The 17,104-nt window shown below is 44.4% G+C and carries 15 protein-coding genes; 9 read left to right on the top strand and 6 right to left on the bottom strand.

All coding sequences use genetic code 11. From position 1 onward, the window contains the following. Together V7L12_RS18605 and V7L12_RS18600 are read right to left on the bottom strand one after the other, a co-directional pair. Positions 1-907, bottom strand: a 907-nt coding sequence (locus V7L12_RS18605; RefSeq protein WP_335086418.1) for an addiction module antidote protein, incomplete at its 3' end; no start/stop codon positions are given. Then, the gene (locus V7L12_RS18600; protein ID WP_335086421.1) at positions 894-1,205 is read right to left on the bottom strand and encodes a type II toxin-antitoxin system RelE/ParE family toxin; all 312 of its coding nucleotides are present in this window, start codon (positions 1,203-1,205) and stop codon (positions 894-896) included. The genes V7L12_RS18600 and V7L12_RS18605, both read right to left, overlap by 14 nt. A gap of 217 nt (positions 1,206-1,422) precedes the next feature. Here V7L12_RS18600 and V7L12_RS18595 point away from each other — a divergent pair, with 217 nt between their 5' ends. Continuing rightward, a complete protein-coding gene (locus V7L12_RS18595) occupies positions 1,423-2,616 on the top strand; it encodes a serine/threonine protein kinase (protein ID WP_335086417.1) in 1,194 nt (397 codons plus the stop codon). Positions 2,617-2,691: 75 nt separating this feature from the next. Here V7L12_RS18595 and msrA read toward each other — a convergent pair whose 3' ends face one another. After that, positions 2,692-3,360: a peptide-methionine (S)-S-oxide reductase MsrA gene (msrA, locus tag V7L12_RS18590; protein ID WP_335086415.1), complete on the bottom strand. Its 669-nt coding sequence runs from the start codon at positions 3,358-3,360 to the stop codon at positions 2,692-2,694. A 166-nt stretch (positions 3,361-3,526) separates the two neighbouring features. Here msrA and V7L12_RS18585 point away from each other — a divergent pair, with 166 nt between their 5' ends. From V7L12_RS18585 to V7L12_RS18550, 8 genes are all read left to right on the top strand, one after another. Next, positions 3,527-3,964, top strand: a complete 438-nt coding sequence (locus tag V7L12_RS18585; RefSeq protein ID WP_335086413.1) for a YidH family protein — start codon at positions 3,527-3,529, stop codon at positions 3,962-3,964. Positions 3,965-4,259: 295 nt separating this feature from the next. Continuing rightward, the gene (locus tag V7L12_RS18580; RefSeq protein WP_335086411.1) at positions 4,260-5,138 is read left to right on the top strand and encodes an STAS domain-containing protein; all 879 of its coding nucleotides are present in this window, start codon (positions 4,260-4,262) and stop codon (positions 5,136-5,138) included. 11 nt (positions 5,139-5,149) lie between these two features. After that, positions 5,150-5,563, top strand: coding sequence for an STAS domain-containing protein (locus V7L12_RS18575; RefSeq protein ID WP_335086409.1), 414 nt, complete (start codon positions 5,150-5,152; stop codon positions 5,561-5,563). Next, positions 5,550-5,948: an anti-sigma regulatory factor gene (locus V7L12_RS18570; RefSeq protein ID WP_335086407.1), complete on the top strand. Its 399-nt coding sequence runs from the start codon at positions 5,550-5,552 to the stop codon at positions 5,946-5,948. The genes V7L12_RS18575 and V7L12_RS18570 overlap by 14 nt, the downstream gene beginning before the upstream one ends. Before the next feature lies 1 nt (position 5,949). Next, complete coding sequence (locus tag V7L12_RS18565; RefSeq protein ID WP_335086405.1) at positions 5,950-6,963, top strand: ATP-binding SpoIIE family protein phosphatase; 1,014 nt, start codon at positions 5,950-5,952, stop codon at positions 6,961-6,963. A 381-nt stretch (positions 6,964-7,344) separates the two neighbouring features. Continuing rightward, the gene (locus V7L12_RS18560; protein WP_335086403.1) at positions 7,345-9,507 is read left to right on the top strand and encodes an ATP-binding protein; all 2,163 of its coding nucleotides are present in this window, start codon (positions 7,345-7,347) and stop codon (positions 9,505-9,507) included. A 10-nt stretch (positions 9,508-9,517) separates the two neighbouring features. Then, positions 9,518-11,491: a hybrid sensor histidine kinase/response regulator gene (locus V7L12_RS18555; protein ID WP_335086401.1), complete on the top strand. Its 1,974-nt coding sequence runs from the start codon at positions 9,518-9,520 to the stop codon at positions 11,489-11,491. A gap of 412 nt (positions 11,492-11,903) precedes the next feature. Continuing rightward, positions 11,904-12,140, top strand: coding sequence for a hypothetical protein (locus V7L12_RS18550; RefSeq protein ID WP_335086399.1), 237 nt, complete (start codon positions 11,904-11,906; stop codon positions 12,138-12,140). A 150-nt stretch (positions 12,141-12,290) separates the two neighbouring features. On the opposite strand, the gene V7L12_RS18545 is transcribed toward V7L12_RS18550, so the two are convergent. The 3 genes from V7L12_RS18545 to V7L12_RS18535 form a co-directional block, all read right to left on the bottom strand. Continuing rightward, complete coding sequence (locus V7L12_RS18545) at positions 12,291-13,187, bottom strand: hypothetical protein (RefSeq protein ID WP_335086397.1); 897 nt, start codon at positions 13,185-13,187, stop codon at positions 12,291-12,293. Positions 13,188-13,288: 101 nt separating this feature from the next. Further along, complete coding sequence (locus V7L12_RS18540) at positions 13,289-14,671, bottom strand: variant leucine-rich repeat-containing protein (protein ID WP_335086396.1); 1,383 nt, start codon at positions 14,669-14,671, stop codon at positions 13,289-13,291. Between the two features lie 176 nt (positions 14,672-14,847). Beyond that, entirely contained in the window at positions 14,848-17,028 is a 2,181-nt protein-coding gene (locus tag V7L12_RS18535) for a recombinase family protein (protein WP_335086394.1), read from the bottom strand. Positions 17,029-17,104: the final 76 nt, after the last annotated feature.

Raw genomic sequence — 17,104 nt, 5'->3', positions numbered from 1 at the left:
GTCTATATCTTGAGGCAGGTTTTGGTTCATATTTGTGATACTCCCCCTCAAGTGTCCCCCTTGTCAATACTCTGCCACCTGAATCCTTACGTTTTACCCAAGCTATGCGAGAAGTTTCCTCTGGCTCTCGATGCTCAGAACAACGAAAATTAACGTTTAGCTGGAGTGTTTCATCTAAAGAAGATATGCCAAAAAAATCACATACTTGCTGTTCTAAGTCATCAATGGAATCTGCTGCTTGAATCCACTTATTTTTGATTAGTTCAGAGATGGGAGCAATTGTATACAATCGGCTTTTACGAGCTATATCTTGCTCATTTTTTTCTTTTCCCACTAGATGAAGGCGATACTTTGCTTCCAGATTTGTCCAGAACTCTGGAGAAGTACCCAAGGCTTGGGAGAGTTCGATAGCTGTTTCAGGTGTAATTTCCTTGCTTCCCTGAATAATTTCATCGATGGTTTGAACTGGACGCCCCAAAATTTCTGCTAAATCTTTCTGTATCCACCCACGGGCTTCTAATTCTTGACTTAAAATTTTTCCTGGTATTGGTACTCTTGCTGGTGCTAGCTTCTGGCTAATATTGCTGTTTCTTCTACTGCCTTGGTTAGTGGTAATTGGTGTGAGAAAATATCCCAGTGCCTTCATGATGGAATTGACGTTTTCAAGGCGCGGGTTGCCATTACTGGATAAGGCTTTTTGCAATCCCCGGCGTGTCATGCCTATTTGCTCGGCTATCTCACTAATTCCTCGTACACGAGCAACGACGCGCAAGGATGCCAACAACGCACCGGAATCGTTGTCTTCTGCATATTCCTGAAATATCTCCGTCAAATAATTGTCGATTTCTTCCGGGTGCTTACGGAAGTACTGTTCTTCAAATTCATCAAGTGTTCTAAATTTTCTCACCGATTAGGTACTCCTTCCAGTAAGCTTTTGCGTCTTCGATGTCCTGATTCTGTGTGCTTTTGTCGCCTCCACACAGTACGACAACAATATTTTCAGCATCTTCACCGAAATAGACGCGATAACCAGAACCAAAGAACATTCGCAATTCGCTTAAAGCATCTCCTATTGGCGCAACATCGCCGTAATTGCCTTGTTCAAGGCGGCGTAGGCGTTGTAGTATGCGTCGTTTTCCTTGTTGATCGCGTAAATTATCTATCCACTCTGCAAACGGCTCGTAACCGTCTTGATTGGCATAGATGATAATCTATTTTGCTTGTGCTTCTTTGGCCACTTTTAATCTCTACTATTATTTATAGTATATGCGAACAATAATTCGCACTAATTTTCTAGAGAACCCCAAAATTGGAATCTTCAACTGTTTTTAATAAATTATCAGGCTGCCACAGTTTTTGTAGATAATGACTATCCTTGAATATAAGGGAATCAGATCAACGTAAATTGCCAGCAGGTGTAAGATGCTGCAACCAGAACAAATATTACAAGATCGTTATCAAATCCAGCGCCAACTCGGCAACAATGGAATTCGCCAAACTTGGCTAGCAAAAGATTTACAAGCCTCTAATGGCGAGAATTCTATTGTTGTGGTCAAACTTTTGGCCTTTGGCGGTACTGTACAGTGGGATGACCTGAAACTTTTTGAGAGGGAAGCACAAATTCTTAAACAGCTAAATCATCCCCGCATCCCTCGATATATAGATTATTTTTGTATCGACGATCGCACACTCTGGTTTGGCTTAATACAAGAATATATTCCTGGTGAGTCGCTTAAGGAAAAACTTGCTGTTGGCAAAAGGTTTAGTGAAAAACGAGCGAGAAAAATTGCTGTTGAGGTTTTAAATATTCTCACCTATCTACATGAGTTGAATCCTGGGGTGTTGCATAGAGATATTAAACCAAGCAATTTAATCTGGGGCGACGATAATCGGATTTATTTAGTTGATTTTGGCGCAGTTCAAGATAAAGCGGCAAGAGAAGGCGTTACTTTTACCGTTGTCGGTACTTATGGTTATGCCCCAATGGAACAATTTGGTGGTCGAGCAGTTGCAGCTTCAGACTTATATGCACTGGGAGCGACTTTGATTCATTTGCTCACTGGAACTTCCCCCTCTAATTTACCCCAGCAGGATTTGCGACTACAATTTACAGACCGAGTTAACCTCAGTCCCAGTTTTGTCAGTTGGCTACAAAAGTTAATAGAACCCGCTCCCGAACAAAGATTTACTAGTGCAAGCGTTGCGCTGAATGCCCTCAAATCAGGATTAACTGTCAAATCTGTAAACAAGAATCAGCTTTTGCCGCTAAAAGAAATAATCAACAATTCTGGATGCGGGATCAATAATCAGAATGAAACAGTCCCAGAGGAAATTCTCGGTTGGAATTGGGGCGCTTTTCTGATGCCTTGGTTGTGGATGTGGCCGAATCAAGTGTGGTATGGTTTATTCTGTTTTGTACCTAATGCTTGGTGGTTAATGGCGATCGCACTTGGTGCAAAAGGCAATGAATGGGCTTGGAAAAGTAGACGGTGGCGCAGTATTGAACAATTCAAAGCTCATCAAAGAGGCTGGGCGATCGCTGGTATTCTACTTGGAGCGCCCATTAGTATTATGTTGTGGGTTAGAGCGATCGCTTTACTCAAATCTGCATTTTAGTTGGGCATGGGGCATGAGACATTGGTATTGTTTATTCTCCCCTGCTCCTCTGCCCCTCTGCTCCCCTGCTTCCTTCTAACTACTAACTTGGGATTCAACTACACCCACGGGACAAGAAACATTTGTCCCTCCTAAACCACAATACCCATTGGGATTTTTAGCTAGGTATTGCTGATGATAAGCTTCAGCGTAGTAGAACTCAGGTGCATCCAAGATTTCGGTGGTAATCTTGCCATAACCTGCACCGTTGAGGGCTTGCTGATAAGCTTCCCGCGATACTTCTGCTAGCTGCTTCTGACTTTCGGAATATACATAAATTCCCGATCGGTACTGAGTGCCAGTATCATTACCTTGGCGCATTCCTTGGGTGGGATTATGGCTTTCCCAGAAGACTTTTAGCAGTTCGGCATAACTAATCACTTTGGGATCAAACACAACTAACACCACTTCATTGTGACCGGTGCGTCCACTACATACCTCTTCATAAGTGGGGTTGGGTGTTAACCCAGCAGCGTAACCGACTGCGGTGGTGTAAACTCCTTTAAGTTGCCAGAATTTGCGTTCTGCACCCCAAAAACAGCCCAAGCCAAAAATTGCCTTCTCTAATCCATCGGGAAAAGGAGGTTGTAAGGGATTCTTATTGACATAATGATCTGCGGGTACTGACATAGATTGTGCCCTTCCTGACAAAGCTTCTTGAGGTGTGGGCATAACTGCCTTTTTACCGAATCCGAATAGTGCCATTGATTTTGACTCTGATATATATCTTTACCTTATTTACTATTCTAAAGATTCTCGCGATCGCTTGGGGTCTTCTCAAAGTCCTGATTGGACTGTGTTGAATCTCAGCATTTGCTCTTTCACTAGTTAATGCTATTGATCAAAGGGGACTTGGCGTCAGAAGATACTCATGGATAAAATACCGAAAATTGACCGTCAAAGGGAGCATCAAGCGAACGAACGTACCTTTCTGGCTTGGCTACGTACTTCTATTGCATTGATTGGCTTTGGTTTTGCGATTGCCCGATTTGGTATATTTTTGCGCCAGTTGAATGTTGCTATTACTCAACAAGAACCTCCGTTACATCAATTATCCAACTCGGAAAATTTGGGTGTTATTTTGGTAATTTTTGGAATTTCGACTATTGCGTTAGCTGCGTGGCGATACAACCAAGTTTTCTGGCAAATTGAACAAGGAGACTATAGACCAAATAGGTTAATGGTTTGGATCATGACTGGAGTAGTAATTATTTTAGGGCTTCTCTGTCTTCCTTTGTTCCTATGGCGCGATCAAGTTCCTTCTCGTTCTCGTGTTCCCATTCAACCACAGTCCCGAAAATTGCATTAAATATAATGTGAGTTCAACAGAACCAAAAAACGGCAGGAGGTAGTGCAGGCAAACCAGCCATCAGATTCATCAAAAAGTTAAACACGCTTTTTAGACGGGCGCATTTTTTGTGACTTTTTTGCCGATTCTCAATTAATCTTAGCGTAGGCATAGCCCGCCGCAGGCATCGCTTGGGTCTGCCCAATTTATCGCACTTCATATCTAGCAAGCTTTTAACATTTTTCTAATCAAAAAAATCGCTCTCCAACTTTAGCTTTCAGCTTGGGCTGAATCGTCATACACTGATTTTGAACTAATGAAAGCGGTTGCTCTCAAAGAAACGATGAGTGAAAGTAAGATATCAGAGATATTAGAAACCTTCGAGGCAGAACTGCTGTCGGAGTGGACTCAGGAACTAGCCAATGTCAATATTCGGAGAGGCTTGATTAAACAAGCCGAGCTAAAGGAGGAGTGCCGGGAATTCCTGAGTTTGTTTCGGATTGCCGTTGGGCAGGGCAATTTTACCAATATTCAGGCAGCAGAGTGGCAGGAGATGCGGGAGATGCTCAATAGTATTTCTCGATCGCGATCGCAAAATGGCTTCACACCGTCAGAAACAGCTACATTCGTCTTTTCGTTCAAACAACCCCTCTTCAACCGAATGCGTCAGCAATTGAAAGACCCGATTGAGTTGGGTGAAAATATCTGGCTAGCCACAAACTTACTGGATCAGCTAGGATTGCTGACAATTGAAGTGTATCAAAAGACGCGGGAAGAGGTGATTTTGCGGCAGCAGGAAGAGTTGATGGAGCTGTCTACCCCAGTGGTTAAACTCTGGGAAGGAATTTTGGCATTGCCGATTATCGGCACCCTGGATAGTGCCCGGACTCAAATGATGATGGAGTCGTTATTGCAGAAGATTGTCGAAACCGGTTCAGAAGTTGCCATTATTGACATTACCGGGGTTCCCACCGTCGATACCCTGACTGCTCAACATCTACTCAAGACCGTTACCGCCGCCCGTCTCATGGGAGCCGATTGTATGATCAGTGGCATTCGTCCTCAAATTGCCCAAACGATCGTTTATCTCGGCATTGATTTGGCAAATGTAGTTACGAAGGCAACGTTAGCCGATGCCTTTCTCACGGCACTAAAACGGTTAGGAACGACCATTACCCGCTCTCAATCCAAATAGGTGGACAGGAAATGGAACGCATTCCTATACTCAAAATGGGCGATTTCCTGCTTGTGACGATCCAAGTGGATATGCACGATCGTCTCGCCATGACGCTACAGGACGACCTGACCAACCGCATCACTCAAACCTATGCTCACGGTGTCTTGATTGATATTTCTGCATTAGAGATTGTTGATTCTTTCATTGGGAGGATTTTAAGCAATATTGCCAGAATGTCACGGGTGCTGGATGCTGAGACGGTTGTCGTTGGGATGCAGCCTGCCGTGGCAATTACCCTAGTGGAATTGGGGCTGTCACTGTCGGGGATTCGCACTGCCCTAAACGTAGAAAAGGGTATGGCGTTGTTGCGATCGTCACTCAATGAACCCACAAATCAAATCACTGCCACTAAATGGCGTGCAGATGACGATGCCGAAGACTGAAACGATCAACATTCAATCTTCTGGTGATGTAGTTTCAGTTCGGCAAGCCGTGCGCCAGTTGGCTGTGGAGATTGGCTTTGGCTTAGTAGACCAAACTAAAATTGTCACCGCCGCCAGTGAGTTAGCCCGCAATACCCTAGACTATGGGGGAGGCGGCACAGTCAAGCTAGAAACGCTTGAGGAAGGGCGACGACGAGGACTCCAGCTGACCTTTGAAGATCGGGGGCCGGGAATTCCCGATATCGAGCTGGCGCTGAAGGATGGGTTCACCACCGGGGGCGGTTTAGGTATGGGGTTGGGCGGTGCCAAACGACTTGCCAACGAGTTTGAGATTCAGTCTGCGGTGGGAGAAGGGACACAGATAAAAATTGTACGATGGAAATAAAATGAGAGAATCTGTCGCTGTCACAATTACTGAATCTAGCCAGACTGGGGAAGCCCGACGGGCAGCGATCGCTTTGGCAACTCGGCTCGGCTTTCCAGAAACGGAACGGGGCAAGGTTGGGATTGTGGTGACAGAAGTTGCTAACAATCTGGTGCAGCACGCCCACGGCGGAGTAGTGCTGCTACGAGCGCTCAAGCAACATTCCAGAATTGGCATTGAGGTCTTATCGCTAGATAAAGGACGGGGAATGGTCGATGTGGATGAGTGTTTGCAAGATGGCTTTTCCACAGCCGGAACCTTAGGTAATGGAATGGGCGCAATTCGTCGCCTCTCTGGTTTATTTGAAATTTACTCCATTCCCAACCAAGGGACAGCGCTCCTCGCCCACCTCTGGTCAGACCCAGCACCCCATCTCCCTGAGAATACCTTAGAAATTGGAGCGATCTGTTTGCCCAAACGAGGAGAAGAGGTTTCAGGAGATGACTGGGCATCTGAAGTCGATTGTCACCGTAGCTTGTTGCTAGTAGCCGATGGCTTAGGGCATGGGCCTGCGGCTGCAAGTGCTGCTGAAGAAGCCGTGAGAATGTTTCAAGACCATCATCATCGTTCTCCTGGGGCGATCGTCGAAGCTGCCCACGCCGCCTTGCGAAGTACACGAGGAGCAGTACTCGCCATTGCTGAAATCGACTTTGAACAAAAGTCTGTCCGCTTTGCCGGAATTGGCAATATCGCTGCCAGCATTTTCTCGTTTACTGAGCACCATAATCTGGTGTCTCACAACGGCACGGTTGGGCATGAAATCCGCAAAATTCAAGAGTTTAGCTATCCTTGGTATGCCAACGGACTTTTAATTATGCATTCTGACGGATTAGGCGCTAAGTGGCAGCTTGATCGCTATCCAGGCTTGAGTCAAAAACATCCCAGTTTGATTGCAGGTGTGTTATACCGAGACTTTAACCGAGAGCGGGACGATGTGACGGTGTTAGTGGCTAAAGGAATGGGAAATAATTACTAATTCGTAATTCGTAATGACGCTCCTGCGGACGCTCGCGGACTCGCTACCGCTAACGTAATTCGTAATTAAATGGGTACAAGCTCCCACTGATTTAGGACTTACACACGCTCTACGAATTTTTCTCTACGAGACACTGCGCGTTCACGTCAACCTATCCCACTAATAATATTTGTGCTACAAAGCTTAAGATTATTGAAAAATAAAAACGAAAAATCAAGGTTTTCAAGCACATTCTACGAAAAGAAGTAGGGCTTTTTAGAATAATGAGATAGGTTCGTAGTGTCTCGCAGAGAAGGCGGTTCGATATAATTAAGCTTTTTGGTAATTTTTGTCTAAGTCCTGTGATTGTAACTACGAATTACGAATTACGAATTACGAATTATGTTGACAATCGTTTTCACGATGGAAATCCAGTACCAACAGGATGTTGTCCAAGCTCGACAACGAACTCGTGAGATCGCCGAGCAATTGGGCTTTGATGCTCAAGATCAGACCCGATTGGCAACGGCAGTTTCAGAAATTGCCCGCAATGCGTTTCAATATGCTAAAGGCGGAACAGTTGAATTTTGTGTGGCAGGAGAGCCTCAGGCGTTTCTGATTCGGATTCAGGATCAGGGTGCGGGCATTCCTCATTTGACAGACGTTTTGGCAGGACGCTACACCTCTGACACAGGAATGGGGCTAGGCATCGTGGGCACCCGCAGGTTGATGGATTTCTTTGAGATTGAATCGCAGCCGGGACAGGGAACAACGGTAACGATTAGCAAAAGATTGTCGAAGCGCACACCTAGTTTCACCGATTCGCAATTGCAGCAGATTCGAGAAACTGTGATTGGGCGATCGCCTCAAAATCCCTATGAAGAAATTCAGCAGCAAAACCAGGAATTACTCCGCGCAATGGCAGAGCTACGGAAGCGCGAGGAAGAACTGAGCCAGCTGAATCAGGAACTAGAAGATACCAATCGCGGCGTAGTTGCCCTCTATGCAGAATTGGATGAGAAGGCAAGCTCCCTGCAACAGGTAAACGAGCTAAAAACCCGCTTTCTCTCGAACATGAGCCACGAGTTTCGCACGCCGCTCAACTCGATTCTCTCCCTCTCTCGGATGCTACTAGCACGGATGGATGGCGATTTGACTGCCGAGCAAGAAAAGCAGGTGACATTCATCCAAAAGGCGGCGAGCGGATTATCAGAACTGGTCAACGACTTACTGGATTTGGCAAAGGTAGAAGCTGGAAAAATTGAAGTGCGTCCCAGTTCCTTTGAAGTTAGTAACTTGTTTGCCACGCTGCGGGGGATGCTACGCCCATTATTGGTTCAAGGTTCCTCTGTGGCACTGATTGTCGAGGAACCTGACGGTATTTCGCCGCTCTATAGCGATGAGGGCAAAGTCGCTCAAATTCTCAGAAACTTTGTCTCGAATGCGCTCAAATTTACCGAGCAGGGGGAGGTACGCGTCAGCGCTGTGCAAACGGGTCAGACCGTGACCTTCTCCGTATCTGATACAGGCATCGGCATTGCTCCAACCGATCAAGAGCGCATTTTTGAGGATTTTATGCAAATTGAGTCCCCTCTGCAAAAGCAGGTGAAGGGAACCGGGTTAGGATTGCCGTTATCGCGCAAGCTAGCGGAGCTAATCGGCGGCAGCATTTCGGTGAAAAGTCAGCTGGGTGAAGGCTCCACTTTTACAGCATTGATTCCCATCGTCTATCCAAATGCCAGCGAATTTCCTACCGAACTGCAACCAATCACATCAGTTGAGCCAACTCGCCTGCCCATTCTAGTGGTTGAAGATCATCCAGAAACCCTATTTATTTACGAAAAGCACCTTCAGGAATCAACCTATCAATTGATTGCTACCCGCACCTTAGCTCAGGCAAGGCTTGCCTTACAACAACTTCGACCGGCGGCGATTATGCTAGATATTCTGCTGGAGGGGCAAAACGGCTGGACGTTCTTACGAGAAATCAAAGGGGATGAAACGACTCGCACTATCCCTGTACTTGTTATTACCATCGTTGATAACGAGAAGCAAGCACTGGCGCTAGGAGCAGACGGTTTTCTAATTAAGCCGGTAGACAGATTGCCCCTGTTGAACAAACTCAATACGCTAATTACTCAGAACAAGTCTCAAAAAGTCTTGTTAATTGACGATGACCCCGCCTATCGGTATCTGGTGAAACAGTTGTTGATACATACACCATTGAGTATTTTAGAAGCCGCGAACGGACAGGAAGGATTAAATTTGGCAAAACGGGAGCAGCCAACGGCAATCGTGCTTGACTTGGAGATGCCAGAGATCAGCGGATTTGATGTCCTCAAGCAGCTTAAGAACAATTCCGTCACTCAGTCAATTCCTGTGATCATCTACTCATCTGCCCAACTGGATGCAGAAGTGCAGAGCCAGTTAGCGGCACAAAGCATCGCCATTGTTTCCAAAGAAACAGGCTCTCAAAGGACGGCGATGTCTGACGACAAGCCGCTTCGCGTCTACGCCCAACTTCAAGATGCCCTTGTCAAAGCCGGACTTGTTCTAGAGGTTTAAGGGGAAAGTCATGTCTGAGCCACGGGTTACGATCCTGCATATTGACGATAACGAAGCCAATCGTTACGTTGTTACCCGTATTTTGCAAAATGCAGGTTTTAGTGTCGTGGAAGCGGCAACCGGAGCGGCAGGATTACAAGCCGTTACTAACTTTCAGCCTGACTTAGTAATTTTAGATGTCCAACTACCAGATATCAGTGGCTTTGAAGTCTGTCGCCAAATTAAGGCAAACCCCGAAACGGCTTTTATCCCTGTGCTACACCTTTCTGCAAGTTTTGTCCAAAGCCAGGATAAAGCAGAAGGCTTGGACAGTGGTGCTGATGCCTATTTAGCACAACCTGTTGAACCTATTGAACTGCTTGCCACCATGCGATCGCTGCTGCGAATTCGCCGGGCGGAGGAAGCTGCTTTGTCCTCAGCGCGGGAGTGGCAAACCACCTTTGACTCTATGAACGACGGCGTATGTCTGGTAGACCCAGAAGGTATAATTCTGCGTTGTAATCGAGCCATGATGCAGCTTTTTGGCAAGCCCTACCACGAAATTTTAGGTTATGCCCACCATGAATTGATGGGCGCAGAATTGGGAATCGGCCATGGCACTTGCTTTCGCCGGGCGAAAGAAACTCACCAACGGCAAGTTCTGGAATTTCAATCGAAAGGACGGTGGTTTGCCAAAACCATCGACCCGGTATTTGATGGGCATGGGACTCTCACAGGCGCCGTTTTCACCCTGTCCGATATCACCGAACGGAAGCGAGCAGAAGCATTGCTGCAAGAGCAAAACGATCGCCTCAATCAACTGATGGTCTCTTTGCAACAACAAACTGAACAAGCGCAGCAAGCCAACCGAATCAAAGATGAGTTTTTGGCAGTGCTGTCTCATGAATTGCGATCGCCCCTGAATCCGATTCTGGGTTGGGCAAGAATTCTGCAAACGAGTCACCAGGACGCAGCCAAAACTCAGTACGCCCTCAAAACGATCGAGCGCAACGCGAAACTGCAAGCACAACTAATCGAAGACCTGCTCGATGTGTCGCGCATTCTCCAAGGCAAGTTGAGTTTGAACACAGTTCCAGTTGGTCTAACTTTTACCATCAAAGCTGCCCTTGAAACCGTGCGGCTTGCTGCTGAAGCTAAATCTATTCAAATTCAAACAATATTTGAACCGAACGTTGGGCAAGTCTTGGGTGATTCTGGTCGCCTGCAACAAGTTGTTTGGAATCTACTTGCCAACGCGATTAAATTTACCTCACAGGGTGGTCGAGTAGAGGTGCGGTTAGAAAGTATCAAGGATGAAGTAGATACTCATCCTGCGGAATACACTCAAATCACTGTCAGCGACACTGGTCGGGGGATCTCTGGTGACTTTCTGCCCTACGTCTTTGACTACTTCCGCCAAGCCGATGGGACAACGACGCGAAAATTTGGCGGGTTGGGGTTAGGGTTAGCGATCGTGCGTCATTTGGTTGAATTGCACGGCGGAACCGTTCAGGCAGCCAGTCCTGGAGAAGGGCAAGGAGCAGTGTTTACAGTCAAACTTCCACTGATCGCTGCTTCAAAATTGAATCAAGATAATACTGCCGATCGCGATCGCTCAGACTTCAATCTGAATGGATTGCAAGTGCTGCTTGTAGACGATGACAAAGATTCGCGGGAGTTCATCGCCTTCGTGCTAGAACAGTATGGGGCAAAAGTGACTGAAGCGGATTCAGCACATGATGCTCTGAGCCGTTTGGAGCAAGCAAAATTTGATTTGTTAATTAGTGATATTGGGATGCCCGATATCGATGGCTACGCACTAATTCGTCAAATTAGAAAGCAGTCACCCGATCAAGGCGGAGAAATTCCAGCGATCGCTCTAACTGCCTATGCGGGAGAAATCGATCGACAACAAGCACTAGCCGCCGGATTTCAACAGCATATTTCTAAACCAATTGAGCTAGAAGTATTAATACAGGCTATTTTGACGATAGTAACGGTTTAGCAACCTGAATTTTGCCTTATCTATTGAAGCTAATCTCTGAAATCATCTTTAGCATTGTTTCTGCGATCGCGGCGTTTAATAAACCTATTTTAAGTAAACGCTCATTCGTAATAGGTTAACTTACTTCTGCTATAATCCAACATCTAAAAGAGAATAAGCTAAAACACATTTAATTTGCATATTAAAATTTTCTCAATGTCTTGTGGGGTGGGCATCTTGCCATTGGTGTCAAGTTAACGTGAGTTCGATGAACCTCTCCCTCCCAGCCTCCCTCTCCGAAACGGAAAGGGAGGAGCAACGAAAAATTCAGCTTTTTGCTCCCCTCTCCGTGTCGGAGAGGGGTTGGGGGAGAGGTCAAATAAGACTTGTCGAACTCACGTCAAGTTAAGGCAGAAGCCCAAATGTCAAAGGTATGTTCATCGAATTCGGGGTGTCGTTCATCGAATTCGGGGTGTCGTTCATCGAATTCGGGCAGCCGTTTATTGAATTCGGGGTGTCGTTCATCGAATTCGGGCAGTCGTTCGTCGAATTCGGGCAGCCGTTCATCGAATTCGGGCAGTCGTTCATCGAATTCGGGCAGTCGTTCATCGAATTCGGGCAGTCGTTCATCGAATTCGGGCAGCCGTTTATTATTTTTGTTCAATTTTAATTTGAGGAGGATAAAACCTAAACACAAAAAGACTTTTCATCCAGTCCCCAGTCCCTAGCTATACTAGTTTACCCCAGTGATTTCATCTTAACTTGACACTAATGGCATCTTGCCCGCCCTGATTATGCAACTTTAATGCTGATTAGCTTACTACTTTAAATTATCCCGTGCGGCAGCACGAACAATACGATTGGGGTCTTGGGTTAGTTGTTGGCAAATGTCGCGGTGAGTATTCGGGTTTTGAGCGATCGCATATCTTTCTGGCCAAAACCAAGATTTATAGTATCTTGCCAGAAATGAACTCGGTATATGAGGATTCATCAGAACCAAAAAGCGAGAAAATGATGGGCGATTGGGAAATTTTAGACACCGATCCAAGAAAGGAATCGCTGCTTCTGGTTCTTGAGTCAGTAAACTTTTAACAGCAGCTAAATTGAGTGGATTAAAGTGAAATCCCCCACGTCCTCCGGGTTGAGTAGCTAACTGAATTAGTAAATCTTTCGGCGCACCAGGATTTTGAGCGACTGCTAAAGGTAATCTTCGATCTGGATGCTCTATAAATCTAGTTAGAATCTCGGCTGGAGTTTTCGGATGTTTAGCTACAGCTAATTTGACAATTAACTTATCGTCAGCTAGTTTTGCCAGAATTGAACCATCAACGTTAGGATGTCGAACAACTTTAGTTTTGACAGCAGTATACTCACTATTTACTAGTTCTCGTAAATCTAATAGAGATAAATTTGGATTTTCCAAGCTTGCTAATTGTTCTCTAAGCATCGAATCAAGTTTGGGATTAGCCAAAGCAGCTGCTCTAACTTCTGGACTGCGATCGTCAATTAACTTATCTAAAGAGTTTTGAGTAATATTGTGATGACTAGCTACCAAAACTCTCACTCCCTGGATTGGATGCTCCACTAATTTTGATAGGATTTGCGGTGAAGTGTTAGGAGCGCTTGCTAGAATTACGCCATAGTATTCTAAATTAGAAAATCTCATCAATATTGGCTCATTCTCTTTATATCTACCTTGTTCAAAATCGATAAGCATATTTCGTAGGTAGGATCTTCTTGTTCTCCAACCCATAAAATCCTGCACCAAGGAAAGTAAACGTAGGTGAATTGTTGGATTATATATGGTGGGAATGTATCTTATTTTTTACACCAATATTTATCTTTTGACTTCGTAAATAAAGTGTTTAAATCGGTAACGATAGGGTTAAGTTGATTAGTAGAATGATTGTCATCTATTGGCAGCGTTTGCAGAAATAAATTGAAACCTATTGCTTCTCGGTGTTTTAAATAAGTAACACATTCAGCAATTAATTGAGAAACTATGGGGTGGTTTTCCAGATTATCTAAAATATGTCGAGGTGTGTCAGTAGAAGAAACAATCTTTAATAAAGTGCTTGTATATTCGTGTATTGACTTTTGATTTAAATAAGGTAAAGTGCTTTCATCAATTGCTCCTACCTGCCACAATCGCAGTTCAATTCCTTCTTCATTATCAGTTGCAATAGACAGTTGCGATCTATCAATTTTTTCTACAGCTAGATCGCGCCATCCAGTTTCCAATTCTCCAGCATAATTAATATGTAGCTTTGCTGCTTCAGCAATAAAAGGAAAGCTGTTTTTCACTAGCTTATCGAGTACTTCTTTGGGTGTTTTTGGATGATTTACAATAATATTGAGAATTCCTGAAAATGTCTCAAGCTGGGATGCTGCTTTTAGAAAATTTGTCGATATTTCTGGCAATTGAGCCAGTTTAAACATCAGCCTACGGGGAATAAAAAGAATGAGATTTGGTTTCTTATTTAAAGCAACCTGATCCCAGAAAATAATGTCATCATTGGGACAATCAAGACGTAACTGAGCGAATTCTGCAACAATATCCTCCCCAGATGTTGATAATTCCAATAGTTTTTTTATAGAAATATTATAATGACTAGCTATAATAATTAAAATCTCTCTCCATTCCCAAAAATCTTCAAAATACGACCATCCTGTATTCATCCGAAGATACTTAATGCCATATTGCTGCTCTAGTGAAAAGTGTTCAAAATATTTATTATTGCGAATACGCTTAATATTAGTCTCACAAATGCCAGCAGCAAATTCTAGAAAAGATGTTGGTACATTAGATGCACAAACAAGCTTTAATAGTAAGTGAGACTTTAATAGTAAGTTAAAGTTGACATTTTGCAGAGTTGATAAATCATAAGCCGGATCGGTGTTGATATTTTGCAGAATTGATGAATCATAAGCCGGATTGCTAAAGAATTCTTCAGGAAATAGATGCGCTAGTCCGATTAACCATTGTGTTGGTGTATTGGGATTACTTGCGATCGCTCTTTGCATTTCCACATCTTTGTTAGTTCTGGCTTGTATGGCAAGTTCTCCTAATAAACTACTATCGGCGTGAGGATTTGCAGCAACTAATCTCGTTAGTTCATCATTAATTGCAGCTAGCTCTCGTAATCTTTGTGGTGAAGTGTTATGATTTTTTGCTTCTTGCTTAAGCGAATCGAGTGACATTAACTTAACAACCTTCTTTTACTATTTCAGCAATATCATTTTTAATTTACTCGGATATTTTAGTAAGTACTAGGTTGATTTAGTAAAAGATTCAAAGCCTCTCTCCTTTTAGGAGAGAGGTTTGGAGAGAGGTCAAAATTGTACTTCACGCTTGTCGAGAACCGCTATAAAAACACTCAATTAACAGTAGATTCAGAAATAACAGTTACACAAGCATTCACTAAGGGTAACAACGGCCCTATTTGCTCTTGTCCATTCACTGCTAAATCGCTGTGACACAAATAAACTCTCTCAGATACACGAGATAGCAAATCTGTCAAAATCCTTTGCAGTCGTTGTTCTTCTGCCAATTTTTCATCTTCTGCTGTCCAAGGTTCGCCTAATCTATCTCGCAGGAAAAACGGCGCACCGAACAAAGTCGCTGCACCACCTTTGGCCCATAGGGGTGAACCAGCATCCAGCCAAAAATGCCAACGGTGCGATCGCCTACTAGATCGATATTGAAATATAGTTGCTAGTGTGACAGCCTTTCTCGCTCCACCGATGGGACGCACTGGGTAAGGGTTGGCGGTAATCGTACCACGTCGCAGTAGTTGAATGAATTCAACAATAGTTGTGTGAGGCGTTGTCTCAACTGGGGCAATTTGTCGTAATCTGGTGTCAATTTCCCAGTAGTGTTGGGCGGTTTCTAATAATTCCCGCAATGCTGCTAGTTGTTCGTAAGGGAGATTGCTACCATTCCACAAAAAACGTTGAATTGCTCTGTCTAACAGAGAAATGGGACTGGGAATTAACCGCAATTCTTGTTGCGATCGCTGCTGTTCTAACCACTGTAATATTTCACTATAGGCTGTAGTCGCTGCATAGCCGATTCGATCCCAGCGCTCGAAGACTAACACTGGTAGCAAGTTGGGGCGATCGGGATGGGGTACAAAGCAGTAATCTGCAATCAAACCAGCACGTACCGGGTCAATATCAGTAGAGACGCGATGAATCGCGTCTGTAGAGTTTTCTGGTAGTTGTTGTTTCCTACTCAAGACAACCAGCATTTCTGCGACGGCATCCCGATCTACGAGGCGTCCCAAGCCAGGATAAACTAATGCCAGCATGGTGAGTAAGGCGCGAATGATCGGTGAACTAATTAGGGGACGTTGGTCATTCAGCGATTCTACTGGAATGTTTTGTTTAACGAGGATTTCTACTAAAGTATAACGAGCGATCGCATCTAAACCTGGTGCAATAATCACCACTTCTTCTGGTTGCACTTGCTGTAATTGGATGGCATTAGCAATTACCTCTGCTGTTTGCCGCAATAATTGGGCGCGGGAAGTGGTTTGAATTGAATGCACTGTTTTTGGTAAACTCAACAGTACCATCGGTTCTGTGATTAATTCCACCATCTGTTTAGTGAGTTGCTCGCTCAGAGACTCTGGAGGCGGCCCATTCAAAATTTCTACCCGACAACGCTCTGCTAACCCTTCTAGGTAGTTAGGATCTGCCCCCAATCCCAATCGTACCGCACCGTCAGGATTGTAACTAAACGCACCAACTGCACCTCGATCTAATAGCAACTCAAACAAAAGACGCGCTACGCTAGGATAGTCATCGACATCATCCGCCAGTACTGCCTGATAGCGTTTAGTTAGGTGCTGCTGGTAATTGCGATCGCTTAATAAGTGCTGACTATAAAGTTCGGTAATAATCCCATAAGTTAGTAACCCCCTCTCTAAACACCAATTACGCCAATCTAGCAGCAAAGATGCCAAAAATTCCGGCTCTAAAGTTGTGGTATTTTCCCCCATACCCTTGGCCAAAATCTGAGCAATATCTTCGCAAGGTACACCACTGTAAGCTGCTAATTGTAATAAGTCCAAGATGCGACGCACCAAGCGAGATTCATTCACTCCCGCAATACGTAAAATTTCTTCGTCTAATCGGGGACGCCAAAGTTTGGTTGCTAACTCCTGCTCTGTTTCTGGTCGCAATCTTACCGGAAACTGTGCCTTCAGCTTCAACGAGTTAATTAGCAACGGCCAAAATAAAATAATTTCATCTTGAAAAAAACCTAGTGGCGTCTTGGCACGAACCGGATATTTACCTAACGTAGAGGTAACAATTATATCTCCTAACTCTCGACGATTATCATCATTGGCAGCTAAGACTAAAACTCCCGGCTCTGTTTGTTTAAGATATAAAAATTCGGGTAGATGACCAGTTTTTTTACGTCCTGTTTTTTTCGTATAAAATGATTCAGTATATTGTTTTTCTGATGTTACCCAATTACCAAATTGCTCTACCAAGCGAGCCGTCTTACCACTGCGGCTAGTGCCAACAATCCAAACCGAATGAGAAACCACAAACTTTCTCCTTGTAGATTTGTTAGTATACCTCGTGCGTTAACTTAAGGTTAATAGTCACCAAATAATGCTGAAT

This window comes from Nostoc sp. (genome assembly GCF_036918245.1).
Taxonomy (GTDB): Bacteria; Cyanobacteriota; Cyanobacteriia; order Cyanobacteriales; family Nostocaceae; genus Nostoc.
Note: the sequence above shows the minus strand (reverse complement) of the source record. Positions and strands in the feature narration are given on the sequence as shown.